The organism is Paenibacillus sp. NPDC057934 (assembly GCF_042887565.1).
In the GTDB taxonomy this organism is placed as follows: Bacteria; Bacillota; Bacilli; order Paenibacillales; family Paenibacillaceae; genus Paenibacillus_AQ.
This window is the reverse complement of record NZ_JBHVPB010000003.1, coordinates 259,503-285,710: the sequence shown is the minus strand read 5'-3', so window position 1 is coordinate 285,710 and position 26,208 is coordinate 259,503. Positions and strand designations below refer to the sequence as shown.

The 26,208-nt window shown below is 50.4% G+C and carries 25 protein-coding genes; 7 read left to right on the top strand and 18 right to left on the bottom strand.

The window, feature by feature from the left end; translation table 11 throughout:
- Positions 1 to 21: 21 nt before the first annotated feature.
- From ACFVRY_RS08780 to ACFVRY_RS08735, 10 genes are all read right to left on the bottom strand, one after another.
- Positions 22 to 507 carry a DinB family protein gene (locus tag ACFVRY_RS08780; protein ID WP_387499277.1) on the bottom strand — a complete coding sequence of 162 codons (486 nt, stop codon included), beginning with the start codon at positions 505 to 507 and terminating at the stop codon, positions 22 to 24.
- Positions 507 to 1,679, bottom strand: a complete 1,173-nt coding sequence (solA, locus tag ACFVRY_RS08775; RefSeq protein ID WP_387499275.1) for an N-methyl-L-tryptophan oxidase — start codon at positions 1,677 to 1,679, stop codon at positions 507 to 509. The genes ACFVRY_RS08780 and solA overlap by 1 nt, the downstream gene beginning before the upstream one ends.
- Positions 1,680 to 1,681: 2 nt before the next feature.
- Positions 1,682 to 2,857 carry an amidohydrolase gene (locus tag ACFVRY_RS08770; protein WP_387499273.1) on the bottom strand — a complete coding sequence of 392 codons (1,176 nt, stop codon included), beginning with the start codon at positions 2,855 to 2,857 and terminating at the stop codon, positions 1,682 to 1,684.
- 50 nt (positions 2,858 to 2,907) lie between these two features.
- Positions 2,908 to 3,924: an LLM class flavin-dependent oxidoreductase gene (locus ACFVRY_RS08765; RefSeq protein WP_387499271.1), complete on the bottom strand. Its 1,017-nt coding sequence runs from the start codon at positions 3,922 to 3,924 to the stop codon at positions 2,908 to 2,910.
- 12 nt (positions 3,925 to 3,936) lie between these two features.
- The gene (locus ACFVRY_RS08760; RefSeq protein WP_387499269.1) at positions 3,937 to 4,689 is read right to left on the bottom strand and encodes an amino acid ABC transporter ATP-binding protein; all 753 of its coding nucleotides are present in this window, start codon (positions 4,687 to 4,689) and stop codon (positions 3,937 to 3,939) included.
- On the bottom strand, positions 4,686 to 5,396 hold the full coding sequence (locus tag ACFVRY_RS08755; RefSeq protein ID WP_387499267.1) for an amino acid ABC transporter permease: 711 nt from the start codon (positions 5,394 to 5,396) through the stop codon (positions 4,686 to 4,688). Before ACFVRY_RS08755 ends, ACFVRY_RS08760 begins: the two co-directional genes overlap by 4 nt.
- Complete coding sequence (locus tag ACFVRY_RS08750; RefSeq protein ID WP_387499265.1) at positions 5,393 to 6,178, bottom strand: amino acid ABC transporter permease; 786 nt, start codon at positions 6,176 to 6,178, stop codon at positions 5,393 to 5,395. The genes ACFVRY_RS08755 and ACFVRY_RS08750 overlap by 4 nt, the downstream gene beginning before the upstream one ends.
- 36 nt (positions 6,179 to 6,214) lie before the next feature.
- Positions 6,215 to 7,078, bottom strand: coding sequence for a transporter substrate-binding domain-containing protein (locus ACFVRY_RS08745; RefSeq protein WP_387499263.1), 864 nt, complete (start codon positions 7,076 to 7,078; stop codon positions 6,215 to 6,217).
- Positions 7,079 to 7,092: 14 nt separating this feature from the next.
- Positions 7,093 to 7,602, bottom strand: a complete 510-nt coding sequence (locus tag ACFVRY_RS08740; RefSeq protein WP_387499261.1) for a GNAT family N-acetyltransferase — start codon at positions 7,600 to 7,602, stop codon at positions 7,093 to 7,095.
- Positions 7,603 to 7,719: 117 nt separating this feature from the next.
- Entirely contained in the window at positions 7,720 to 8,613 is an 894-nt protein-coding gene (locus tag ACFVRY_RS08735; RefSeq protein WP_387499259.1) for a LysR substrate-binding domain-containing protein, read from the bottom strand.
- A gap of 265 nt (positions 8,614 to 8,878) precedes the next feature.
- Here ACFVRY_RS08735 and ACFVRY_RS08730 point away from each other — a divergent pair, with 265 nt between their 5' ends.
- On the top strand, positions 8,879 to 9,424 hold the full coding sequence (locus ACFVRY_RS08730; RefSeq protein ID WP_387499257.1) for a GNAT family N-acetyltransferase: 546 nt from the start codon (positions 8,879 to 8,881) through the stop codon (positions 9,422 to 9,424).
- A 234-nt stretch (positions 9,425 to 9,658) separates the two neighbouring features.
- Positions 9,659 to 10,312, top strand: coding sequence for a 3'-5' exonuclease (locus tag ACFVRY_RS08725; protein ID WP_387499255.1), 654 nt, complete (start codon positions 9,659 to 9,661; stop codon positions 10,310 to 10,312).
- 70 nt (positions 10,313 to 10,382) lie between these two features.
- Here the strand turns inward: ACFVRY_RS08725 and ACFVRY_RS08720 are convergent, their stop codons facing one another.
- Together ACFVRY_RS08720 and ACFVRY_RS08715 are read right to left on the bottom strand one after the other, a co-directional pair.
- Positions 10,383 to 11,339, bottom strand: coding sequence for a 3'-5' exoribonuclease YhaM family protein (locus ACFVRY_RS08720; protein ID WP_387499253.1), 957 nt, complete (start codon positions 11,337 to 11,339; stop codon positions 10,383 to 10,385).
- A gap of 269 nt (positions 11,340 to 11,608) precedes the next feature.
- A complete protein-coding gene (locus ACFVRY_RS08715) occupies positions 11,609 to 13,945 on the bottom strand; it encodes an FMN-binding protein (protein ID WP_387499251.1) in 2,337 nt (778 codons plus the stop codon).
- A gap of 452 nt (positions 13,946 to 14,397) precedes the next feature.
- Between ACFVRY_RS08715 and hemH the strand changes: the two genes are divergently transcribed.
- Positions 14,398 to 15,447: a ferrochelatase gene (hemH, locus tag ACFVRY_RS08710; RefSeq protein WP_387499249.1), complete on the top strand. Its 1,050-nt coding sequence runs from the start codon at positions 14,398 to 14,400 to the stop codon at positions 15,445 to 15,447.
- 56 nt (positions 15,448 to 15,503) lie between these two features.
- Here hemH and ACFVRY_RS08705 read toward each other — a convergent pair whose 3' ends face one another.
- The 3 genes from ACFVRY_RS08705 to ACFVRY_RS08695 all read right to left on the bottom strand — a co-directional run bounded on the left by ACFVRY_RS08705 (position 15,504) and on the right by ACFVRY_RS08695 (position 18,867).
- Complete coding sequence (locus tag ACFVRY_RS08705) at positions 15,504 to 15,956, bottom strand: IDEAL domain-containing protein (protein ID WP_387499247.1); 453 nt, start codon at positions 15,954 to 15,956, stop codon at positions 15,504 to 15,506.
- A gap of 499 nt (positions 15,957 to 16,455) precedes the next feature.
- Positions 16,456 to 18,273: an adenine deaminase gene (locus ACFVRY_RS08700; RefSeq protein WP_387499245.1), complete on the bottom strand. Its 1,818-nt coding sequence runs from the start codon at positions 18,271 to 18,273 to the stop codon at positions 16,456 to 16,458.
- A 216-nt stretch (positions 18,274 to 18,489) separates the two neighbouring features.
- The gene (locus ACFVRY_RS08695; RefSeq protein ID WP_387499243.1) at positions 18,490 to 18,867 is read right to left on the bottom strand and encodes a PH domain-containing protein; all 378 of its coding nucleotides are present in this window, start codon (positions 18,865 to 18,867) and stop codon (positions 18,490 to 18,492) included.
- Between the two features lie 279 nt (positions 18,868 to 19,146).
- Between ACFVRY_RS08695 and ACFVRY_RS08690 the strand changes: the two genes are divergently transcribed.
- The 3 genes from ACFVRY_RS08690 (at position 19,147) to ACFVRY_RS08680 (ending at position 22,177) form a co-directional block, all read left to right on the top strand.
- Positions 19,147 to 19,311: a hypothetical protein gene (locus tag ACFVRY_RS08690; RefSeq protein ID WP_387499241.1), complete on the top strand. Its 165-nt coding sequence runs from the start codon at positions 19,147 to 19,149 to the stop codon at positions 19,309 to 19,311.
- 95 nt (positions 19,312 to 19,406) lie between these two features.
- Positions 19,407 to 21,458: a ribosomal protection-like ABC-F family protein gene (abc-f, locus tag ACFVRY_RS08685; RefSeq protein WP_387499239.1), complete on the top strand. Its 2,052-nt coding sequence runs from the start codon at positions 19,407 to 19,409 to the stop codon at positions 21,456 to 21,458.
- Positions 21,459 to 21,703: 245 nt separating this feature from the next.
- Entirely contained in the window at positions 21,704 to 22,177 is a 474-nt protein-coding gene (locus ACFVRY_RS08680) for an ASCH domain-containing protein (protein ID WP_387499237.1), read from the top strand.
- 93 nt (positions 22,178 to 22,270) lie between these two features.
- Here the strand turns inward: ACFVRY_RS08680 and ACFVRY_RS08675 are convergent, their stop codons facing one another.
- The 3 genes from ACFVRY_RS08675 to ACFVRY_RS08665 form a co-directional block, all read right to left on the bottom strand.
- On the bottom strand, positions 22,271 to 22,423 hold the full coding sequence (locus ACFVRY_RS08675; protein ID WP_175371189.1) for a hypothetical protein: 153 nt from the start codon (positions 22,421 to 22,423) through the stop codon (positions 22,271 to 22,273).
- A gap of 206 nt (positions 22,424 to 22,629) precedes the next feature.
- Positions 22,630 to 23,247: an NUDIX hydrolase gene (locus ACFVRY_RS08670; protein WP_387499235.1), complete on the bottom strand. Its 618-nt coding sequence runs from the start codon at positions 23,245 to 23,247 to the stop codon at positions 22,630 to 22,632.
- Between the two features lie 41 nt (positions 23,248 to 23,288).
- Positions 23,289 to 24,167 (bottom strand): TRM11 family SAM-dependent methyltransferase, encoded by an 879-nt coding sequence (locus tag ACFVRY_RS08665; RefSeq protein WP_387499720.1) that lies wholly within the window; start codon positions 24,165 to 24,167, stop codon positions 23,289 to 23,291.
- Positions 24,168 to 24,577: 410 nt separating this feature from the next.
- Here ACFVRY_RS08665 and ACFVRY_RS08660 point away from each other — a divergent pair, with 410 nt between their 5' ends.
- Positions 24,578 to 25,933, top strand: coding sequence for a dipeptidase (locus tag ACFVRY_RS08660; protein WP_387499233.1), 1,356 nt, complete (start codon positions 24,578 to 24,580; stop codon positions 25,931 to 25,933).
- The last annotated feature ends 275 nt before the right edge of the window (positions 25,934 to 26,208 follow it).

Below are 26,208 nucleotides of genomic sequence, written 5' to 3'. Positions count from 1 at the left end.
AATGTGCAGAGCTACTAACTGTTACTGCGCTTGGGATGCCACTGCTGCGACGGCCCCTTTTTTAACCCGCTCAATCTGACCCAAATGCGTCTGGACATGGTTGGTAAAGCTGGTTACGATATCAACGATTCGCACCTTGTCACCCTTGAAATTAATACCACTCTTCTCCCACTCTTCTGCACTAAGCCGTCCAAATAAAAGACTGTTATACTGCAAAAGGCTACGGAAAAGCTCCAAACTGTCTCTGGCACTGCCCGCGTTGGCATGCTGGCCACTTACCCATGCATCCTGCCCGAATGCCGGGAGTTGCACCTTCGTATCGGCGAGAATATCTCGGATGCGGAAGGAGATAACGATACTATGATCCGCCAGATGAGCCAGAACCTCTGTCACACTCCAGCTCCCCGGATCAGCCTTCCATTTCAACTGTTCTTCCGACAATCCTTCGATCGCCTGAACCAATTGCTGATGAGTGTTCAGGTAACCCTCTATATTCACAATGCTCATTATGTCCCCTCCAAAATAACATTGACTTCCGCTTCACTTCGCGTATCAAAACGCGACAGCGAAAACGGTTTGATCTCATGACGCGAACGCCCGTCAGTAGCGAGGTCTGCCAAAATTTCTCCGACCACGCTGGAAAATTTGAAGCCGTGTCCTGAAAAGCCTCCGGCTACCAGCACATGGCTGTGCAGCGGATGCCTGTCGATAATAAAGTCCTCATCCGGCGAATGCTCATACTTGCATACCGCCCCCTTGAGCAGCCTTCCGGCCGCACCTGGCATATACTTCTCCAGTACCCGGCGCAGATCGCCTTCATCGCTGTCCTCACTGCCGAAGGGTAACAACTGCTCTCCTGGCTTCCATGTCAGCCCGGTATCATGCCGGCCAATCTTGAGTCCCGCACCGCCGATACTCGGGAAGCCATAGAAGCCCCCTTCAGTCGTACCCAGCGTGAAGCCCGGGAAGGTTCCGGCATCGAAAGCTGGCGTACTTTGGAACCAGCCAACCACCTTGCGAACCGCTCGGATCGGCAGATTGATAAAGGGCGATAAAGATTGAAACCAGGCTCCAGCGCTAAGAATCACGCTGGCTCCGTGGATGTCGCCATCCTTCGTATGGACGGTGACGCCACCCTCCGTGGCAGTCACATCCAGCACAGGCGTGTTCACCAGCAGCTTCGCACCATGGGCCAATGCAAGCTGACGGTACACAGTAATACAGCGTTCACTGTATAAATATCCCGCATCCGGCTCATACATGGCCTCGAAACGCTCCGGTATTGTAAGCCCCGGCCAGCGGCGGTTAATTTCCTCCGCAGCAAGCCGCTCGACTCTCACCTTGCGCTGCTCCGCTTCGTGAAGCCGGCCGCTGAAGGAGTACACGGAGGTGTCCGCGAGATTCAACACGCCAGACCTTACCAGCAGCTCCGTTCCACTCTCCGCTTCTGCCTCCTCCCATAGCGTCTGCGCCCGGAGCGCAAGATCAATATAAGCAGGGTCTCCGCTATAAGCATGCCGGATCAATCGCGGCTCGCCATGGTGACTACCCTCGGTATGCGGCGGATCAAACGCGTCAATCAAAAGCGTTTTAACACCTCTGCGGGCCAAATGATAACCGGCGCTCATCCCCATGGAGCCGGCGCCAACGATGATCACATCGTAGATCGGGGCACTCATGTCTAGCCTTGCTCTTTCGTGGACAGACTCTCCAGATAGCGCCTCGCGACATCTGTGAAGTATCCTGCAGTAAGCGGCAGTGCCCGTTCATCGAGATTGAAGTCAGGATGATGCCATTCCCGGGTCCCGGATGTGCCTACGAAGGCGAACAAGCCAGGGACGACCCGTTGATAAAAGGCAAAGTCCTCGCCCGCAGGTGAAAGTTCCGGCGTCACTGCATTCAGTCCCAGGGCAGCTGCCGTCTCATTGGCCAGCTGAGCCAGGGAATCGTCGTTGATCGTCGGCGGCGGGCCCCCGATCCACTCCACAGTCGCCTTCGTTTCAAGTGCTGCTGCTATGCCTTCCGTAACTTCAACGAACCGTTTCAGGACCTTGGATCGCACCTCTTCAGTAAACGTGCGAATCGTACCGCCGAGCACCGCCGTTTCCGGGATAATGTTCCAGGCGTTCCCGCTATGCAGCTTGGTTACACTGATCACAGCGCTGTTCAGCGGGCTTACATTACGGCTGACAACCGTCTGCAGTGCCGTAACGATTTGCGCCGCCGCTACAATGGGATCAATACCTGACTCAGGCACAGCCGCATGCGCTCCGGCTCCAGTCACTGTTATTCTGAATCCATCGGCGGCGGCCATTAATGGACCGCCTTTGATGCCGATCGTTCCCACCGGCAGTTCAGGCTTGTTGTGAATTCCGAAGACGGCGCTAACGCCTTCCAGCGCACCGCTGTCTATAATCTGCAGAGCGCCTTTTGCCTTCTCTTCGGCTGGCTGGAACAGGAAGCGGACCGTTCCTTTCAGCTCCTGCTCCTGTTCTTTCAGCAGATACGCGGCTCCAAGCAATGAAGCCGTATGAAAATCATGCCCGCAAGCATGCATCTTCCCCGGGTATACCGAAGCATAAGGCAGTCCGGTCTCCTCCTGAATCGGCAAAGCATCGATATCGGCGCGCAGAGCGACTACCGGGCCTCCTTGGAGACCACCGACTTCAGCGATAACTCCGGTTTTGAGACCATAATCTATAATTCTGATTCCTGCCTCTTCCAGCAGGGAGGTGATATATTTCGTGGTTTCCACTTCTTCATGGGACAGCTCAGGATGCCGATGTAAATGCCGACAGATCTCGATTAACTGTTCACTTATGGCCTCAGCCTGGGATACTGCTACTGGACTTGTCATGACCCTGCCTCCTTTCAAAAACTATATTAAGATTAAGATGCATTGCACAGCTAAGCCTCAGCTGTCACTCCGGCCAGCGCTTCGCTCAGCAATTCAAACGAACGCAACCTCTTCTCGAATGGCTGCACATTTGTAGTTACAATGAATTCGTCAACACCGGATGCTTGATGAAGGTGCAGGAGCTGTTCGCGTACAGTTTCCTGGGTCCCTTTCAAGATTACCGCTTCCTTCTCTTCGATCGTGTATTCTTCCTGGCTCTGACGGATAAACTCATCCGCCTGATCCTGACTGGCCACGGTCAGCGACTTTCCGCTGGCCAGATGAATTTTGTAGAGCTTAAGTGCGCTGGTCAATTCTTCCGCTTCTTCCGCGGTGTCAGCCACAACGACCGACAGCCCTATAATGGCTTGCGGCTGTTTGCCATCCGCGGTGTTAAAACCGCTGCGGTACGCCCGAATAGCCTCCAGCGCAACCTCCTGATTCCCGTTAATGAACAGGGAGAACACGTAAGGTAGTCCTAGCTCTGCGGCAATTTCCGCACTTGCCACACTTGCGCCGAGCACATAAATCTCAGGCGGAGACGCTGGGATCGGACCAGCCTTGATCCCGAACAGCGGATGATCTTCCTCCAGCGTGTTGTGTACATATTTCTCCAGCTCTACGATTTTCTCCGTCAATGATGCTGTTCCGGGAGTTCCTTGCTGCAGCGCCTGCGTGCTCCGGGGAAGTCCTCCGGGTGCGCGTCCAACGCCTAAGTCCACCCGGCCCGGAGCCAGAGTGGCCAGTACATTGAAGTTCTCCGCTACTTTGTAGGGGCTATAATGCTGCAGCATGATGCCACCTGAACCAATGCGGATGCGCTCAGTCTTGGCCAAGAGATGCGAAATCAGCACCTCCGGTGAAGAACCGGCTACCTGCTCAGAATCATGATGCTCTGATACCCAGAAACGGCGAAATCCCAATCGCTCGGATAACTGTGCCAGAGCAATCGTATGATGAAGGGCCTCCTCTGATGTCTCTCCTGGATAGATCGGGCTTTGGTCTAATACACTTATAGTTATCGTCATGGGGAATACCTCCTAAATGGAATAGTTGAGTTCCGGTGTAATTCGCTTCAAGAATTGCTTCGTTCGTTCTTCACGCGGGTGGTTAAAGACCTCGCCAGGTGTGCCTTCTTCAACAATGACACCGCCGTCCATAAAGACTACATGGTTCGCTACATCCCGGGCAAAGCCCATTTCATGGGTCACGACAATCATTGTGATCCCTTCCTTGGCGATTTTGCGGATAACCGCCAACACTTCTCCTACCAGTTCCGGGTCCAGTGCAGAGGTCGGCTCATCGAACAGGATGACTTCAGGCTCTAACGCTAATGCGCGGGCAATACCGACACGCTGTTGCTGTCCGCCGGAGAGCTGGCTAGGATAAGCGTCCAGCTTATTCCCGAGGCCTACTTTTTCCAACAAGGCAATACTCCGCTGCTTGGCGTCCTCCTTGGGAAGCTTCTTCACTACCAGCAGTCCTTCCATCACATTCTCCAGAGCTGTCTTATGTCTGAAGAGATTGTATTGCTGAAAGACCATCGCCGTTTTTTGCCGAAGCTGGTGAATTTCCTTCTTACGCGCATGTTTGCAGTTCACGCTAAAGTCACCAATAGCAATCTCGCCATCACCGGGCTTCTCCAGGTAATTCACGCAGCGCAACAGCGTCGTCTTCCCCGAACCGCTGGGTCCCAGAATGACGACAACCTCACCTTTGGTCACCGTCAAATTAATGTTATTCAATACCTGATTTCGGCCAAAAGCCTTCGATATATTCGACAGCTTGATCATGCTACTCCACCTCGATTGTACAGATTGATCCGTTTTTCGATTACGGCAGTCAGACGCTCAATGAGCACCGTAAGTCCCCAGAAAATAAGCGCCGCTGCCACATAGGCCTCAAAAAACTTCCAGTTCGTTGAAGCAACAATCTCTGCCTTGGCGTTGATGTCCACAACCGATACGGTAAAAGCCAGCGTTGAACCGTGCAGCATCCCGATCACAGAATTGGACAGGTTGGGCAGACTGGCTGCCAGCGCCTGTGGGAATACAATCCTCCGGAGTGCCTGAGGTGTGGTCATGCCCACGGAATGAGCCGCTTCGATCTGTCCTCTATCCACTGCCAGCAGACCGGAACGGACTACCTCGGACATATAAGCACCCGCAGTGATGGAGAACGAAATATAGGCAAACCCGATCATCGGCATATTAACCGACCGGAAGCTCCAGCCGAAGTAGGCCGACAGCCCGTCAATCAATACCGGGAGCCCAAAATAGATCAGCAATAAGTGCGTAAGCATCGGGGTTCCACGGATAAAGGTGACATACCCCACTACAATCGGATAGAGGACGGGTACCTTGTAAATGCGGATCAGGGCCACCGCCGTACCGATGATGAAACCAACCAGAACGGATACAACCGTGATATATAATGTCGTTGGTACAGCGCCCAGCAGCTGCACGAAGGCGGTCCATATAAATGACGGGTCCAACTTCACAGGCCGACGCCTCCTTTACCAGATTCCAGCTCGGCAATGATACGCCGGAAGGATTTATTCTTTTGAAGACCAAACGTTCTCTTCTCCGGGTGATCCCGCACCTCGTGCCGCATCAGGCGACGTTCCGCCACGAGCAGCAACTTCTCGATCGTAAAACTAATAACCAGATAAATCAGGGCAAGCGCGAGATAAGCCTCGATAAAATGCTGTGTCAATGCACCCAGCGTCTGCGCCTTACCCGTCATTTCCATAACCCCCAGCGTAAAGGCCAACGAAGTATCCTTCAGCAATGCCAGAACGAGATTGGAAAAGACAGGTACGGCAATAGCTAACGCCTGTGGCAATATAATTCTTGTAAATGCCTGATAACCAGTCATCCCCGTGGCATATGCCGCCTCTACCTGCCCTTTGTCCACAGCCATTACGGAAGCCCGAATCATTTCAGACATGAACGCCCCCGTATGCAGGCCATAGGTCAAAATGACAAAGAACAGTACCGGTGCCCGTGTGACATCAATATGGACAAGCTTCAGAATTTCAGGCAGCCCGTAATAGAACAGGAATAGTTGGATTAGCACCGGTGTTCCCCGGAAAAAGGAAATATAGATCTCCGATAAGTTCTTCAGTACGGGTACCTTGTACAATCGGGGAAGGGCCACGAAAAACCCGACAATGATTCCGGAGACCAATGCACAGACCACTATCAGAAGCGTGATGCCTAAAGTGGACAGCAGCTTCGGCAAAAACGATAAAACAAAGCTTATATCAAACGGTGCACCCATGAAGACACCCTCCCTTCCCCTGTATAGGGATGCTGATTAGTTTACTGTGTCAGAAGTCACATCTGCGCCAAGCCATTCCGTGCTCAGCTTTTTCAGTGTCCCATCTGCTTTCAAATCCTTGATCGCTCCATCAATCGCATCGGACAGCTTCTGCTCATCGGCATCATCTTTGCGGAGAACATACAGAATGTCAGCGGAGGACAAACCATCGCCTACGGCCTTTAGCTTGCTCTGCGGGTCAATCACCGGCAGTACAAAATCTGCCGCAAGCGTTGCATCCACCCGTCCAGTGGTCACCTGATTGACGGTATCGTTAGCAGCACCATTTTGGTAAACAATATTGATGGCATTGTCATGATCCTTGTTATAGTTCTCCACGATCTGCGCCTGTGCACTAGTTGCTCCGACCAAGACCTTCTTGCCTTTGAGATCATCCAGTGTTTTTATAGAGTCGTTCGACTTATCTACTACGATCCGGTTTCTCCAGTGCCCATACGCTTCTTTGTTGAACAGATATTTCTCTTCACGTTCCGGGTTCTTCTCCATAACATGTGCTACCAGATCAATCTTCTTCGTTTCCAGACTCAGCAACAGGTTGCTAAAGTCCATGGTCTGGAACTCAAACTCGTATTGCGGCAAGTGCTCGTCGATCGCTTTCAACAGCTCCACATCAAAACCTGTCAACTTACCGTTCTCGTCAATGAAGCAGACCTTTGGAAACTTAGTGCCTGTCCCCACGATAATTTTGGTTACCGGTGTGGAAGCAGCCGCCTCTGTCTTTCCGCCTTCCGGTGCTGCAGCCGAATTCCCTTCCTTGCTATTACTGCTGTTGTTCGAGCCGCAACCCGTGGCCGCCAGTGCCAATACTAGTATCGATGTCAGTGCAAATGTCTTCTTCATCTTTATATCCCCTTTTATTGAATAGTCTGTTGTTTGTATTGGAGCGTTTTTTTCAAAAGGTACATCAAACCGTCCCCATCTCTTCCTTCCAATTCCATGAACCGTTCGTATCCGCGACGCTCATACATCTGGACCAGCCAGGGATGCTTCTTGGCTGTTGCCAGGGTCACGGCAGAGGCGCCCAGGCGGTCATGAATGATATGCTCTTCCACCCAATCCAGCAGCTTGCCTCCATAGCCCTGCCCGCTGTAATTCGGATCGACGGCGAACCATTTGACGAAAGGGATACCCGTACGCTGACTGATTTCATCCCCCTTGGAGAGTGTGACTGTCGCCAGAATGACTCCGTCCTTCTCCAATAGGTAACACTCATTGAGCGTTACATTCTCCTGGACCAGAGCCAGGTCGGCGGTTGCTGCCGGCCAGTGCAGCCCGAGCTCGCGGATCAGATGATAGGCGCGATATATAATATCTACCAATTGCTCTGCATCCTTTAGATCTGCCTGTCGAAATACCTCGCTCATCCTCTGTCCTCCCCACCTTATTTTAATTTTATAATCCCCATCGTTTTAGTAGTGATTATGTGCAATTAACTTTATCACTGCATGGTGCCCATGCGCTAATAGAGTTTTTCTATTCATTTATACAATTAGTTGATTCTTTGGGCTGACCGCGCCCTCTTCTAGCAATGTGGCAATGAATTCGGCATTCTCACCATTTAAGGTGATGAGGCTGGTACGCAGGGATATACCTGCAGTCTCAGCAATTTGCACGGGAATCAGCTTCCCAGCAGCCACTTCCTCCTCTGTACTGAGGGCTGGCAAGAAGCAAATTCCGGCTTTCTTCATCACCAGCTTCTTGGCTGTCTCCAGATTATCTACTTGATACAAAATATTCGGCGGCTGTTCCAGACTCTCAAAAACACGATGCAGCCTTAGCCAATCCAGGGACCCGCACTCGAAGAACACCAGTGGCTCATTGCGGATATCCTGAATCGATGCCCGCCCTGCACCAGCCAAACGATGACCTTCGTGCACATAGAGAGAGATCGGATCCTCGCAGAACGGGTAGGCTTGAAAAGCCGGATTCACAACCTTACGGATAAATGCAAGATCAATATCTTTCGACTTCAGCTTCTCGATCAGATGCTCGGTGGAGGCTGTGGTCAGTTTAAAGTTCATATGTGGATAGCACTCTTTGAGATGCGGCAGAAGACGTGGCAGTAAATAATTGGCGACCGATACGGTACTGCCAATGCGCAGCTCGTTGGGAATTCTGCCTTTTGATTGGAGCTGATGCTTGCCCTTCTGATAGGTTTGCAGAATCTGCTGTGCGTACGGAAGGAACTGTCTGCCTTTATCCGTAAGATGAATCACTTTGCCCAGTCGGTCGAACAGCCTGCTATCAAGCTCCCGTTCCAGAGACTGAATTCGTGCCGTAACCGTAGGCTGAGAGATAAAAAGGACATCCGCTGCCTTGTTAAAGCTGCCATAATGATTGATATAGACAAAGGCTTCAATATTTTCGATGTTCACTTGAGCTCCCCCATTCACGTTTTACGATAATTTCAATTATTCCAATGGATTAACAATGAATTAAGACCGCAACGACCTATAGAGATTTTGTATCTATCTTAGTCATCCCTTATTTTTTTGTCAACGGATTTTCGTTTCGTCTTTCATTTCAAATTGAATTTTTCAATTTATTAATCAAAATTGTTAAATGCCACTTATATCTATCGGGATTTAGTATTATAATCATTTTTACAAAAAGAATATAGTCAAACAAAGGAGGCACCGTATGGGTCATATACATGAAGTGAGTGTTCGTGAAGCCACCGCGCAAGATCGTGAGGCTATCGCCGAATTGATGCTGGAGGCTTATAGCCAATATGCAACTGTTATGCCGGAACTATCCTGGAAAGAATATAGCAACTCCATCCGGGAATCCGCCTACGGCGACCGGCCGGAAGCACGAATCATCGCCGAAATAGATGGGCAGATTGTAGGCAGTGTGCTGTTGTTTCTCTCCTCGGAGGCCGCTTACGGCAAGCCTGAGCTTGGCATCGACTCTCCCATTATCCGCCTGCTCGCGGTTTCCCCCAATGCTCGGGGACGGGGAATTGCTACCCTTCTCATTCAGGAATCGATACGACGCAGCCTCGAACTTGGAGCAAGCACCCTAAATCTGCACACCTCTGATATGATGGCGTCGGCAATTCAGTTGTATGAAAAGCTGGGCTTCCAGCGAGCTTATGAGACAGATATTGACAACGGGGATCATCTCGTTAAAGGCTTCCGCCTGGATTTCGATCAGCTGCAATTCCAGCAGAATGCCGTGTCTTAAGTCAGACCTTCAGACCCAGAATTAGAAACTATCCTGCCAGGGAGCATTTTTCTGAGCGTCAATAACCACTGTGTTACATACACAAAAGGGTACTCCGTAGCCATTCAAGGCTTGTGGAATACCCTTTTTTTATTAGATAGCATTTGAAACGGCCCGTCTTTTCTGGCAAAATTGAATCTATGACTTGTACGTTCTGTGCAGGAGCGTCTACATAATAGAAAAGGGGCTTTACCCATGGATTTTACAGCAATCGATTTTGAAACGGCCAATGCCAGCCGATCCAGTGCCTGCGCACTAGGACTTGTAGAGGTTCGCGGAGGCATCATCACAGCAGAACATGCCTGGCTCATTGATCCGCAGCAGCGGTTCGATGGTTGGAACATCGCCATTCACGGCATCACTCCGTCTATGGTAGCCGGGCAGCCTACCTTTTCCGAGCTATGGCCTACACTGGAACCACTGCTGCAAGGACAGATTATTGTGGCGCACAATGCTTCTTTTGACATGAGTGTTCTACGGTATTGCCTTGATGGCGCTTATCTCGATTATCCGGTATTTCAATATCTTTGTACCTATGTTCTAGGAAAAAAAATGCTGGGAGATCTGCCCTCCCATAAGCTGAATGTGATCTCCGAGCATTTTGGCATCCCGCTTAAGCACCATGACGCCCTTGACGATGCCCGCGCCTCCGCTTCGATCCTGCTAAAACTGATGGAACGGGAGGAGCAGCATGACCCGTTGCTTCTGGCCGGCACGCAAGGTTATGCGAGTGGAACGATGTATCCCGGAGGGTACACGCCCTTCTCCGCTCCCAAGAAGCCGAAGAAGAGCACGCGTAAGAAGGACCATGTTAGCAGACCGGCAGCTTCGATGAATTCTTTTATATAAAGTTTTTCTATAATGCCTGCTATAATCGCAAAAAAAGAACCCCCGAACATTCGTCGGGGGTTCTGTCTTATCAAATTTTCAACCGATAAACCGCTTTGTTCTCCAGTCCGCGAATGAATGGTGTCCATTCCTCCGTCTCAGGCGTCGTATCTAGTGCATCTTCTACCATTTGCAGTTTGGCATCCATCGCATCAATATGATGCAGCGCCACCGCCTCGGCTGTTTGCGGCTGAACAGGGCTACCCCATTCACCCAGATTATGGTGCGACAAGACCAGATGCTGCAGCGCCATCACCTTTTCCGATTCCAAATCCAAACCGGTGCGGATTGCCGCCTCTGTGATCCAGTTAGAAGCCATGGAGATATGTCCGATCAGCTTGCCCTGCACACTGTAATCCGAGACGATTCCAAGCTGTGAGATCATCTCCTCCGGTTTGGCAATATCATGAAGAATGATGCCTGCTTTGAGTAGATCCGGGTTCAGGAAAGGACGCTGCTTGCAGAGAAAGTCACCGATCTCCAGCATACGAACCATATGATAAGCAAGCCCGGCGAAATAGGCATGGTGATGCGTTTTAGCCGCCGGATAATGCATAAGTTTCTCTTCTACCTTGCCCACGCAAAACGATACAATAGCAGCGATATCTGGATCAGCGATACTGTTCATCGCATTCTTGATCGTGTGAATCAGATCTACAGGCCGAATCGGAGCAGAACGGATAAAATCCGTCAGCGCTATGCCGTCGGCTTCATTAACCAGTCGGATCTTCGTAATCTTAACCTGTAGCTTCTCACGATACGTATGGGCAATCCCCCGAATCTTCACCAGCGACATCGGAAAAAAAGATTCTTTGTCCGTCGCGCTAACATCCCAGTACTTCGCGGTCAGCTGCCCGCTGGAATCACCGAGAACAATATCAAAATAATCCTTTGGAGGAGTACCGTTTGTTTGTTTGACTGCCAGCTCCCGCAAAATATAATAGCCGACAAATTCATCCTGTGGAGCCAGTTGTTTAATAAGTGTCATGTTGAAGCCTCCCATTAATAACAAGCCTGGGGCCTGCTGTATATAGTACTTTTAGACACTCACCTCCTGAAACCCTTTAAAACTATTATATTACCGTCTGCCTGCAAATTTGTCCAAAAATTAAGAGCCGCAGGATGCAGCCAAAATCAGGGTCTCATTGGTGTGTGCAACTGTAAGTGAATCTGCAATATATAAACCAAAAGGGGCTGCCCAGGCCGCTTTACTGGCCTGAGACAACCCCTTGCTGCAAAACAAGAATTTACTGCGCCTTATTTACCCGCTGCTTCAAGTGCTGATTTGATCGCTTCTACCGCCTTCGCGGATATTTCCTTCTCAGCGTCATTGCTGCCGAACGCCGCCGCACGGTATCCGTACTTATGCAGTCCCGGCGTCGACCCGGCCTCAATCTCAGCCTTCACCGCTCTTTCGGCCTCAGTTAACTGACCTTCTGTTCGGGTATTGCCGTTTTTATCGAGATAGTAAACCATCATTTTTACAGGAATGCCGTATTTGGTGGTTACCATCACATTCACGAGTTGGTCGTTACTTACGCCGATAAAGATCCCATCGAAATAAGCAGCCTTTTCTTTCTCCACAACCTCCGCTTTACCATAAGCTCTGTCCACTGCAGCCTTCAGCGCTGTGCTGCTGCTGGTAGCGCCGGAGACCGCATCCACTTCTTGCACACCTTCTCTGGTGCCTGCTGCAAGGAATTTCTCGGTTAACTGCGGAATAGCTTTGACTACCTCAGGGTAGGCCGCAGCTCCTCTATCTACAAGGTTCATCCCTACACGGTAAAGGGCGATGTCTACAATTTTACCGTTACGCAGCGTTACATCAGCTCTGTTCGAGCCTTTATCATACGCATTGCCATAAGCAGTGAACTTACCATCTTTATACATGCCTTGTGCTTTTGATGCATTGTCCAGCGCGTCGGTTAGTGCAGCTCTTGCGGCTCCCGACAATTCTTCCTGGCCCGCGATGTCTGTCAGTTGAACGCCTTTGGCCAGCAGATCCGCTGTCAGACGATCTACAATGGATTTCTGCTCGGCAGTTAATTTGTCGTCGGCAATCAGCTTTTTGTCAGCACCGAACAGACTCAATTTCACGCCAGTTACCTTATCTCCTGCAAGATCAACCAATAGGAGAAGCTTGGACCCGTTATCTACACCAGCAAATTTGCCGTCAAAATATTTCTCTTCGCCCTTATCTTTCAGCGCTTTCTCGAAAGCTCTTTCAATAGCCTGATTCCAGCTATGGCTGCTCTCAGTAGCTCCGGAGACTCCGTCAACCTTCTCATTGTAATTAGGGATATAAGACCCGTTTGCCAGGAACTTTGCTGCCATTGGAGCGTTGGCTTTAACGACATCAGCATAAGCGGTATTGCCTCTGTCAATCAGATTGGAACCAAGTCTGTATAGCTTCACATCTACCAGCTTGCCATTACGAATGATGACATCCGCTCTTTCTACACCGACAGTTCTCGCTGTTCCGTAAGAAGAATAGAATCCGTCGATATAAGCGGAAGAATTATTAATCTTGGCATTTTGCTCAGCATCCCAGAAAGCATTGACTGCAGCCTTGAAATCACCTTCCAATCCGGCAACAGGCTTGGCGGCTGTTCCGCTACCCAGCAGTGCAGGCGTAATCGCTGCTACAGTGGCTGTTTGTTCCGGTGTAAAAGCTTTCTCTTCCACAATATCGCCAGCACTGTTCAGCGGATATACCTTCACTGCTGCCAGTTTGTTCTCATCATAAGTGGAGAATACGGCGTATTTTCTTTCGGGATCAATCCCCATATGTTCGCCGGTAAAATATATTGCATCGTCCGGCTTCACCTTAAGTGCACGTTCAAAGGCTCTGTCCACGGACAATTTCCAGCCATCACTGGTCCGCGTTGCACCAGATACGGCATCCACAGCCGCGGCTTGGTCTCTTGTTTTGCCGAGCAGTCTTTCATGCATTAGCTTATAAGCCTGCCATACGCCGCTGTAATTGTAGCGAGCATCACGGTCAATCAAGCTCGGACTGGTTCTCATCAGCTCGATATCGGTAATCTTGCCGTCCTTGATGGCAACTTTGACGCCTTCTGTACCTTTGGAGTACGCGTTACCGTAAGCCACGTAGATTCCGTCTTCATACACGTTCTCTTGAACGGTCACAGGCTGCGGTGTTGCCACAGGTTTAGCGGTTGCTGCCGGAGCAGGGGTTGCCACAGGTTTGACGGTTGCTGCCGGAACAAGAGTCGCCGCAGGTTTGGTTGTTGCTTCTGACTTGGCCGGGGTTGTCACGACCGGTTTGGCGGTTGCCACTGGTTTAACTGTAGCTTCTGGCTTCACAGTAGGCTGCGGTGTTGCTACCGGTTTCTCCGTAGGTTTGGGTGTAGGTTTAACCGTTGGTTTTGGCGTTGGCTTGGCGGTTGGTTTGGCCGTTGGCTCCGCTTTAGGCGTTGCCGCAGGCTTGGCAGGCGCCGCCGGTGCTTCCTCCGAAGCGGCAGACACAGCGTCAACTTTCAGGTTCAGAGCAGGTACATGAAGCGTGTAAGCGAGCGGCGACAGCAGTAGTGCCGCGCTGACAGTCAATGATATAAACTTTTGTTTTTTCAATCTGTATTCTCCTTTACCAAATCCCCAGTAGTATGTAGCTCTTTTATAAATAAATCTGATCATAGCGCTTTCATTGCTTTCTTATGAAGAATCTCATGCCTCTTCATAAGGGTTCATCCCCCCTCTCCAGTATTTGAATCGCATTATCCGCCGCCCACAAAAAACGTCTATTAGTACAAAGGTGAATTAATTCACATGTTTGGATAAAAGCCTCTCAGCGGCAATTTCTGGCTTGATGTTATCAGACTCCTATCCCTGTTCTCTGTATATAAAATCACAACCCCTATAATAAACATCACTATTTTCTAGTTATTTACTATTCATAGTTCTTTCCTTCTCATATCTTACATTTTTTTCTTGCTGTAAAATTGCAGTGATTACACTAATTGTGCAACCTGTGTCAGGTATGCTATTTTAACTGGATGCCACGACGAAGGGAGTTGATCGACCCTGTGAACAAGCAACCACCCATCGGGGTCATTCTTGCTCAAATAGGAACACCGTCCGAACCTAGTGCCAAGGCAGTCCGTCCTTATCTGGGGCGCTTTCTGTCCGACCGCCGGATTATCGACTATTCACCACTATTATGGCAGCCTCTACTGCGTGGGATCATTCTGCGGACCCGGCCCCGCCGCTCAGCGGAGCTGTACCGGCAGATTTGGGGAGTGGACGGCTCGCCGCTGCTCACCCATTCCCTGGCGCAGCAAGCTAGACTGCAACAACTACTGGGAAACCGTTACCAGGTCGAGCTGGGCCTCGCCTACAGTGAACCCGGTATAGAGCAGGCTGTAACCTCACTGGAAAAATCGGGAGTGACACGGATCATTATCGTCCCGCTATTCCCGCAGTATTCTTCGACGACAACCGCCTCCATGTATGATTCAGCCGCCTTTGCCGTACTTGGACGACGCAGCGCACGTGGTCCGGCAACCAAGCGATTTGTACCCGCCCTCCGGTTCATGGAGGCTTATTATGATGCACCCGGTTACATCTCGGCCATGAAGGATCATCTTAAGCGACAGTTGGAGGGGATGACGGACGAGCCCGATTATTACGTTCTGACCTTTCACGGCATTCCGAAGCGGTACGCTGATACCGGCGATCCATACCCGGAGCAGTGCAAAGAGACGGCTAGGCTGCTGGCAGAGGCTATGGGCTGGGAACCAGGAAACTGGCAGCTTGCATTTCAATCCCGGTTCGGACGGGAAGAATGGGTTGGACCGGCAACAGCAGATGTACTTGGCGAATTGGCGGGACGGGGAATACGAAGACCGGCTATTTTCTCACCAGGTCTCGTGACCGATTGTCTGGAAACCCTGCATGAGCTTGCTATAGAAGGACGAGAGTTATTCGTTGCAGGCGGGGGGCAAGGGGAGAATTTCACCGCTTTTCCTTGCTTAAACACCGAAGAGGAATGGCTGTCCTTTCTGACCCATCAGGTGGAGCAGAACGCCCAGGGCTGGATAACGCACACAAGCCGCCCTTCCGCAGATCATCTCTGATCCCGAAAGGACGGCTTGTACTGCCGGTAACGGCTCTATGGACTGGACGCCCGTACTTAGACGCTCAGTTGCTTGTATTTGTCAGTCAATTCATCAAACCACTGCTTATCCTGCATGGACAGAGCCACGTCAATCAACTCGGCAATTTCACTCCGTGTAAGCTCAGGTGAATCGTTGAAGCAGATTTCTGCGGAGGCTTCGGCCTCCCCTTCCACGCCTTCGGCGAAATCGTAGGAAAAGTTCAGCTGTATCTCACTTTCCAGGAATTCATTACGAAGAAAATATAGCACTTCGCACATCAGAACAGGTCTGACTTGGTCTTCGAAGACACATTCCATCACCTTCGCCCAATATTGCTTGTTGTTAAGGTGCAGCTTGTCATTGGTCAGGAGGTATTTCTCCCCTTGAAAATCATTGACAAATCTCAGCTCGATCGGCTCCATTTTGAAAATACCGGCAATTTGCTTCATGGCAATATCCACAATGTCCTGCGTTCCTAATCTGATCATCTCTGATGCACCCCTTCTCTTTCAATAAATGTCATTAATTTTAATACTTTAAAATTAATATCGACACTTTAACAGCACCTATATAAGACAGACTTAAGATCCTCACTTAAGGCTCGGTCGTCACTACGATGAATGTTTGGACTTCCGGTCGCTCTTGTTCCCAGATTTCTTCTTTATAACTGCTTCTAGCGGTTGAAATCTGGGCACAAAGGCGCACGCTATCGCTCCTACAGTTCCAAACCTTCCCCTTCATTCCTTCTCGCTTTTGTTACTTTCTTTTAAGCGTCTTATATAGTTAATGATTTTATACTATTTTTACAAAGAAAATGATTCAATTTTGTTATATTTGTTTAATATATATCCTTTTTATGAGCAGGCACAGCCTAACTTATTACTAAAAATAGAAAGAGCTGCCACAGTAGGGCAAAACACCCTAGATGGCAGCTCTTTTTCGGTTATATCTGAGTCATCACTCTATTAACGGAGCAACTGTTTCTATTTAATCTTGTACAAACAATGGCACCAGTTGTATACCGTCTTCCGGAGAAATCCGCACCAGGCCTTTATCGGAAATGCGGAGGGTCGGAATCACTGCCAGTGCAAGCAGCGACAGGGTCATAAAAGCATAATTCAACGTACAGCCCGCATTATAAAGAGCGGTGCTGATAGCCGCTGACTGGGCGGCAGCGATCTCGAACGGCTCCGCGGACATCAGTCCGGCGATCGCCAGCGGGAATAAGGTTTCTCCTGAAGCAGTAATCACCGCTACTCCCCCTTGGGCATCAGCGACTGCATTCGCGGCACGGGCCATGAGATCGTCATCATTCCCGATAACCAGCACATTGTGGCTGTCATGGGCCACGGTCATGGCGATGGCCGCCGGTTCATGGAAGTCGATCCCTTCCACAACGCCCACCGATTTATTGCCTGTCCCTTTGTGGCGCTCCAGAACAGCAATTTTACACAGTCCGCCCTCTTGACCCACTTGCAGCTTGCCACCCTCCACAGGCAGGGTAAGAATGCGCTCGATAGTCTCTACATGATTTTCCCGAACCTTGATAACTCGTGTAGGCAATGTTCCCGACGCTATCGGTGCTGTGATGATAAAATCATCAGCAGTCGGGCGCTGCGCCAAGTGGACCGAAGCCCTGACTTCCGCAGGGTAGATAAATGCAGGCAATTGCGCTGTCACTATGCCATTCTCAGCCACTACGATACCTGCTGCGATGGTTAGCACAACATTAACATCTGCCAGATTACCATCAAGCAAAATGATATCAGCACAGGAACCCGGCGTAATAGAGCCGATATCCCGGGCCACGCCAAAACGCTCTGCTGTGTTGATCGTAGCCATTTGGAAAGCCGTCACCGGCTTCACACCCTGAGTGATAGCATGACGCACCACAAAATCCATGTGCCCCTCATCACGCAGCGATTCCGAACTGCGGTCATCGGTCACGAGCATAATCCGGCGAGGATCAATTCCATGCTCCGTATGCGCTGTGATCGTCTTCGCCACATCATGCCAGGCGGAACCGCGGCGCAGCTTGGCATACATACCGAGCCGGACGCGCTCAATAACGTCCTCTGCCGTCACACATTCGTGGTCTCCCGTAACACCCGCTGCCGCATAGACCGGAAGTCTCCAGTCACTGGACGGCCAGGTAAAGTGCCCGTCCACCTGCCGGCCAGCCCGCAGCGTAGCCTGGATTTCACCCAGCATCTTCTCGTCGCCATAGACAACGCCCGGGAAGTTCATCACCTCGCCCAGTGCGATCACATCCTCGCCCCAGGTAAAAGCTTCCGCTACTTCCTCCGGTCCAATAGCCGCGCCGGTGGTCTCAAACTCCGGTCCCGCTGCCGGCACGCAGGATGCCACCTGCATATACCCTGCCAGTGGCGTCCCGCGCAGTTCATCCAGCATCAGCTTGATGCCTTTTAATCCGAAGACGTTGGCAATTTCGTGTGCATCGAAGAAACCGCCGGTAGTCCCGAGCGGCAACACCGCGCGGGCAAACTCCGTCGCGGTTAGCTGCGTACTCTCAATATGGCAGTGACCATCGAGCAGTCCAGGTGCAATATATTTTCCATCCGCATTAATGACCTGTGTGTCTTCACCAATCATATGCGAGACATCCTTGCCCACATAAGCGATACGTCCACCCTGAATCCCAACAGACATCCCATCCAAAATTTCTCCGGAGATCACATTCACCAGCTTACCTCCAGTAATTACCAGCGTAGCCGGCCGGTCGCCTCGGGCTGTAGCCACAAGCTCCGGTACACAATCTGCCAAAGGTTTTCTCTCAAAAGTCATGGTGATCTCCCCCTCTTTATTTATCAGCGTACCCTTAACTGGTCTGACCGTATTCTAAGAAAAACGGCTAACTCATCCTGGAAGGGACAAGAGCCGTTTTGCCGCTGGTGCAGACGTTTTTTGAAATTGTACATCGCCGATTGTTTCCTGCCTGAACAGCAGGTTCGTTCCAACGATTATCTTACGTTCCCTCTGGTACGTCAAGCACTCATAGAACTACTTCAAAATATACTGCGACAGGACCAATTGAACCTCATAAATATTTACGTTTTTGTTGAACGTCTTCTTAATAGGAATTGTACTGCTGGAAATATAGAGGCACAGTTCGGCATCCAGATCCAAATGTCCCGCGGTCTCCACGGAGTAATGGGAGATGCTTTTATAAGGGACGGAATGATACTCCGTTTTCTTCCCAGTCATCCCTTGCTTATCCACCAGAATGAGCCGTTTATCTGTAAAAATAAACATATCCCGTACCAGCTTGTAGGCTCGCTCAATCTTTTCATCAAGGATCAGAATCTGACCGTATTCCTTGCGTACTTCCGCCAGATCCACCTGTGAAGCATTGCCCAATATTCCGTCAAAAAGCGCCATTGGCCCTTCCCCATTTCTGTCCTGTAATTTGACGACTACATTCCGTCATATACTCATATATTATTAGGAATTTCGGCAATCATTCGAGGAAATGACCAGGAATATACAATTTAGGCTTGCTTATTTCAGACGAATTGATTACTATTAATGTAAATTTGCAAGTAGGAACGGCTTTGCCGTCCTCTCAAGGGACGGTATCCGTTTCAGCGAGAAATATAAGGACAATGTATAGCGTAAAACATATAATTCCTTATATTTAAAAAAAGGAGGTGTGGTAGGATGGATCGCAATTGGACCAATAGTGTTATTAGCCGGCTGCCTTTGGCAATGGCTGGCATCGTTAATGAAAATGTCAACAACGGGAGAAGTCTGTCCATTTTCAAGAACTCAATAACACTACACAATTGCGAAATACCCTTCCTGCCATCACCCGAGCGGATATAATTATCGGAGATGACAAGACCGTGGGGATGTTTCCCCTGCGGTCTTTTTGTATTGGTGTAACGGCGGATGAAGGGTGTTCTAAAAGGAGAATACCTATGATTATTCAATGTCAAAATGTCCAGAAATACCACGGCGCCGAGCTCGTGCTGAATAGCATTACCTTTGAAATTCGCCAAGGTGAGAAAATCGGCCTGATCGGCCGTAATGGCTGTGGCAAAACTACTCTCTTCCACCTTCTCAGTGGCGGAGAACGCCCGGATCAGGGACAAATCTCAATCCGTAAAGGCAGTGTCGTTGGCATGCTTTCACAGATTCAAGATTTTGAGGAAAATGACACCGTGTATGACATCCTTCAGCGTAGCTTTGCCGAGACGCTGCAATGGCAGCAACGTTTGCGGGAACTGGAACAGGAAATGTCCCTACTTAACGCTGAAACCGATGAAGCACACTGGAACCGGCTGCTCCGGGAATACGGCAGCCTTCAGGACAAGTTCGAGAATGCTGGCGGCTATGAGATCGAAGCCAACATCCAGCGGGTGTCCGCGGGACTAGGCATTCAACAGGGCCAGTACGGCCGTCTCTTCACCTCCCTCTCTGGCGGGGAGAAAACTAAGGTGGGCCTGGCTGAGTTGCTATTGCGCCGTCCCGATGTGCTCCTGCTCGATGAGCCGACCAACCATTTGGACATGACTGCCATCGAATGGCTGGAGCAGTTCCTGCAGGACTATGATGGCACCATTCTTGCGATTTCCCATGACCGCTACTTTCTGGATGCACTGGTGAAGAAGGTGATTGAGATTGAAGATGGTGAAGCCATCACCTACCACACGAATTACAGTGACTATCAAAAGGAAAAAGAAACACGCCTGCTCCAGCAGTTTGCGGATTACCAGGAACAACAGAAGAAAATTAAACAAATGCAAGATAGCATCAAACGCCTGATTGAATGGGGCAACCGTTCCAATCCGCCGAACCCAAGCTTCCACCGCCGGGCTGCCTCCATGCAGAAGGCTCTCGATCGGATGGTCAAGGTGAAGCGCCCGATTCTGGAGCGCAAGACCATGGATTTGCAACTGGAGCAGAATGACCGCTCCGGGAATCAGGCGCTGATCTTGGACCGGGTTGCCAAGTCTTACGGCGAACGCCTACTGTTCAAGGGCGCCAGTGAAGTCCTGCGATATGGCGAAACAACGGCTCTCATTGGCGGCAACGGTGCAGGGAAAAGTACGCTGCTGCGAATGGTTCTTGGGGAGGAAACGCCGGACAGCGGCAGCTGCACTCTGGGTTCCCGGGCCGCTGTCGGTTATCTCGCTCAGGAGGCAGTGCCTGGTGACGGGGGACAATCCGTACTCCGGTATTTCCGGGAAGCAGCAGGGCTCGAGGAAGGAGAAGCCCGCGGGCAACTTGCCCGCTTCCTATTCTTCGGAAGCGATGTGTTCAAAGACATTGCGAACCTGTCTGGCGGCGAATGGACCAGGCTGCGGTTCGCGGTACTGATGCACCGCCGTCCGAATCTGTTGATTCTCGATGAGCCCACCAACCATCTTGATATTGATTCCCGCGAAGCGCTGGAAGAAGCGCTAGAGGAATTCCCGGGAACCGTATTGGCCGTCTCCCATGACCGCTTCTTCATCAATCGCTGCTTCGGCAAGCTGTGGTGTATTGAAAACGGCCGGTTCCATGTCTTCCAGGGGAACTATGAATACTATAAAGAGAAGCAGGCTGAACTAGCGGCCTCTGCTGGTGTGTCGCAGCAAGACCTTATGACATCAGGCAAGAATGCTGCTAGCTCGTCACAGCGAAATGGTACTGGAGCAACGGATAGGAATGCCAGTACTTCTGGCAAACACGATAGCTCCCGATGGGTTCCATCACAAACAGATGGTGCCGGAATTAAAGGTTCCGGGAAGAAGAGCTCCGGAGGCTGGGGGGCTTCTCGCCCTGCTCGTTCTCAAGCCACCTGGGAACAGGACATCGCTGCTGCGGAGCAGGTGCTTGGAGACATCGATACCCGGATGATGGACCCGCTAATCGGCAACGATGCGACTGTGCTCGTAGAGCTCCAGCAGGAACGGGATGCTGCACAGGAGAAGCTGGATGAGCTATACTCTGCCTGGATGGAAGCCATGGAAGGTGCTGTTGAGTAACACAGCAGTTGATTGCGATCTGACACGAGCCGCAGAGCACACTGTGCATTTAACGTGAAATGAGACGCTGAACCCAAGCGTTGAAGCAGAGCGTTATTGGATGCCATATACGATAGATACAATAAGATACGATACGATACGATGCGATAAGATGCGATAAAAAGACGGCTGCAAGTAGAGTCGTCCTCCCCTCATCTTTTGGCACACGGAAGGCTCCCTCTAAAAAAACACCTGGAGTGAATACTATGAATAACACTGAGCATATCGAGCAATTTTGGAAAGATTATCTTCGCGTGAATCCCGAAGCTGGTGATCACTATGAGGCATGGGCCTTTGGCGATAGCCCGGAGATGGCCGACGAGCTCCTGAACCTCGTGCTGCGGGGAATCAAGACAGGAACATCCTCTAACTATGCAATGTATGAGCTGGAAGGGGGAACACCTCCCAGCGTTGGCACCCACAACATTCTCTTGAACGGACAGGGCCAGCCGAAAGCAGTGATTCTAACCACAAAGGTGGACATTCTGCCGTTTAATGAAGTTGGCGCAGAATTTGCCTTTACGGAAGGGGAAGGCGACCGGACACTGGACTATTGGCGCGATGTCCATGAGGATTTCTTCTCTCGGGAGGCCGATTTGTGGAATGTAGCTTTTGACACCGGGATAATGGTCCTGTGTGAGAACTTTAAAGTTGTCTACTCACCATCTCATATCCTCTAAAAATACCAAAAAGGCTGCTCTCTTCGGTTCGAAGAAGCAGCCTTTGTTATATGCGGCTAAAGTTATAGAATAAGTGTATACTCTGTGCTGGTTTTAACGCCAAATGCCCATAATCCAGCCAAAGACCGAAATCCATAGCGGGATGCTGATCAGAAGGCCCCATAACAGCCCGGTAGCAATATTGCCTTCCGCAGGACGTTTCACACCCTCCTGTTGCAACGGAAGTCTCAATTCTTCTTGTTCCATGCGATCCCCTCCTAAAATATCTATCGTCACAGCAGAGGAAAAAATGTAGACCGCCTGGCCCAAAAAGTAAAAATTTTAGTCTTTTTTTAGATATAAAGGCTCAGCGGGCTTTAAAATTGTAAGTGCTTACATAATGGATATTAACCACACTTTCCGGTATTCGAAACGTCTATACACCGGGAAGTCATACATTATATGCATGACTCCTAGTCCAATATGACTGCCTTGTCGGGATTTTGCAAATATTCGAACATCGTCTGCAGTTGAGTCTCCGTATTCCGTTCTTCCGAAAGCTCTGGCAACTCGTCCGCCCCGAAAAAAGCAACCTCGCTAGTCTCTACACCACCAGAAGCCTCACCACCTGTAATTCGGCAGAGGATGAACAGCTTGTAGATATGATATGGTTCCGGGGGATGCTCATGAAACTTTTTATCCAGTACAGCCAGTAAGCGGACGGCCTCGGTCTGAAAGCCCGCTTCTTCAGCAATCTCCTTAACAACCACCTCACTCGGGGAAAACCCAATATCCGCCCAGCCTCCAGGAAGCGCCCATTTGCCATCCAGCTTCTCACGGACGAGCAGAATCTTGTCCTCGCGGAATACTACACCCCGAATATCCACTTTGGGCGTGCAATAGCCTTCCTCTCCTGCAAAAGCTAGCCTGATCTTCTCTTTGCTCTCAAAAGAATATTGGGCCAGAATATCCACACTCAGCTCACGAAGCGCCTGATACCGCTCTACGTCATACACATCTTTAGCATAAGCAAGACCTGTCTGGGCAATCGCCTGGATCTCTTTAGCCCAGGATAACCATTTCTGTTCCATGAATAATCCCTCTTCTCCTTGGATTCTTCCGTAGGTAGAGTCTATTGGCAGAGCATGATGTGACGGGAGAAACCCGCCTTTTTTGCAATACAGCGGTCCTTGATCGTGAATCCCGCATCGGTAATCATTTCATCCATGGCCTCAATCGCCACAATCACGGCACGGTCGGCAATCCGCCGGGCGTTGGTCAGAATGGAAAATTGTTCTTCCGGTGTAATGCTGGAATACAGATTATAAGGCATGTCTACGAATACAACGTCATAGTGGTCCTGAATATCGGCGATATCTCCCAGGGTAACTTCACTGCTGTATCCAAAATGAGCAATGTTCGTTCGGGCTCCGGTGGCAATCATCGGGTTGATATCCCGGCCGACAATATCGATACCCATGGACAAGGCCTCTACCATAACCGTACCAATTCCACAGCAGGGGTCAATGGCCCGAATGCCTTGCGGGTCCGGAACACCCATGTTAATCGCTGCCCGGGCCACACGTGTGCTGAGCGCAATGGAGTAACTGCGGGGTTTTTTCATATGACGGAACCAATCCGCGTTATTCTTATGGTACGGCCCGAAGTACCAGCGCCCGCCCAAGGTGACTATGCCATATACCAGCTCCGGGGCATTCACATCCGCTTCACCCTCTATGCGTAAGCCGATTTCCCGCTCAATTCCTCTGCGTTCATCATATTCGATTTTATTCGCAGCCGTCAGATCGTTGGTCTTGACGAAAATAACTTTAAACGTCTTCTCCCCTACCTGCACTTGTTCCGTCTGTTCATAGATCTCGGGCAAGCTGTCGCCTGCATACATAACATCAATCCGTTCCTTAACAAAAGGACTGCGGCTGACGTCCACTTCAATATCACTGGCAAAAATAGATGGGCCCACGTTCTGCCCAAACAGGCAGCGCAGCTCCATCGCACACAGGGACTCTTCATCCACTGAGCTAGCGTAAGTATAGATAAATGCAGGTGTTCCAACCTCTTTATGCAAAATATTCCCATCCTCTGTTCATGTAATCGTTCCTCTTACCTCACATACAGCTTGTACAGCGCTTCGCCAATTAGGTTTACCCAGTCTATCATGGTTACTGCTTAGTAATCAATAATTGGGAAAGAACCGTCAAGTGGCGCTACATCAAGGGAAAAAGGAGGTGCTGGCTACATTTTGCAATCCTTTTTGCTCACTTTGGCGTTCTCCAGTATAATGTTTCCTGTAGCACGCATTCTAAGAACGGTAATATAAAGACTAGACTCTCGGTTCACTGACCCTCTGGCTAGACCTTAAGCCCGTCGTGCGGGCATACATTTTAAGGAGGTACATATCACATGTCATACGAATCTTATTTTCAAACTCACCGGGAAGCACATCTCGACGAGTTAAAGCAGTGGCTTACCATTCCCAGCATCTCTGCCTTGTCTGCGCACAAGGATGATGTTCTGGCGGCAGCACACTGGTTGCTCGATACATTGAAACGGGCCGGGCTGGAGAACATCGAGCTTCATCCCACTGCCGGACACCCTGTCATCTATGCCGATTACCTTCATGCGCCGGGCAAACCGACCATCTTGGTCTACGGCCATTATGATGTACAGCCGGTAGATCCGCTGAATCTGTGGACGACCCCGCCTTTTGAACCGGAAATCCGGGGTGACAAGCTGTTTGCCCGCGGGGCAACAGACGATAAAGGTCAAGTCTTCCTGCACATCAAGGCTATTGAGGCCATCCTGAAGGAAGAAGGTACTCTCCCAGTCAACATCAAGCTCTGCATCGAGGGCGAGGAAGAGATCGGCAGTGCGAATCTGCCGCCATTCCTCGAAGCTAACAAAGAGAAGCTCGCAGCAGATGCGGTGCTTGTTTCGGATACCTCGCTACTGGAGCGCGGCCGTCCGGCTATCTGCACAGGACTACGCGGTCTCTGCTCGCTGGAAGTCACTGTTACGACTGCCCTGACCGATCTGCACTCCGGCTCGTACGGTGGTGGCGTTCCGAACGCCCTGCATGCCCTCGTATCGCTGCTGACTAGCCTCCATGACGATAAAGGCCGCGTCGCAGTTGAAGGCTTCTACGAAGGCGTTCCGGAATTGTCCCCGCTATTGCGCGAAGAGTTCGCCAAGCAGGGCGTAGACGAGAACAAGATCAGAGAAGGACTTGGACTGGATTCGCTGTACGGAGAAGAAGGTTATAGTTTCGTAGAGCGGATTGGTGCTCGTCCTACGCTTGAATTGAACGGTGTATACGGCGGCTTCCAAGGTGAAGGCAGCAAGACGGTCATTCCTAAAGAGGCACATGCCAAAATCACTTGCCGTCTTGTAGGTGACCAAGATCCTCAGCACGCACTTGATGTCATCGAAGCTCATCTGAAAGCTAATATTCAGACAGGTGCGAAGGTTCATGTGAAGCAAATGGAGAAGGCCCGCGCCTTCAATAGCGATCCTTCACATCCAATCCTGCAAACCGCAGCTGATGCCTATGGTAAAGTGTACGGAACCCGTGCGCTGTTCACCAAAGACGGCGGCTCCATTCCGATCATGGAAAGCTTCGCCCGCGTGCTGGAAGCACCGGTTGTTCTGATGGGCTTTGGCCTTGACGACGAGAACTTGCATGCACCGGATGAGCATTTCAACCTGGAGAATTTCGATAAAGGTCTGCTGACCATTGTTGAGTTTTTGAAAACAGTGTAAGGACAATTACATTAAAGCCCGACCTCCCATTTTAAGGAGGCCGGGCTTTTTTGGCGATAACCTAATAATCCATGATCATATGTAGGGTTAGGAGCTTGTCGCCCCAGTAAACCCAATGATGTATAAACTTTTGTAACCAGGTTGTCCGAAGACCAAAATTAAAGTGAGCAGGGCCATGAGTAGGGTTAAATAGTTGTTTTTCATCGTATATTTCCTGAATTCATTCCTCTAATTTACCCGTCCAATCCATTCGGAGCTTACAAACATATAACTTA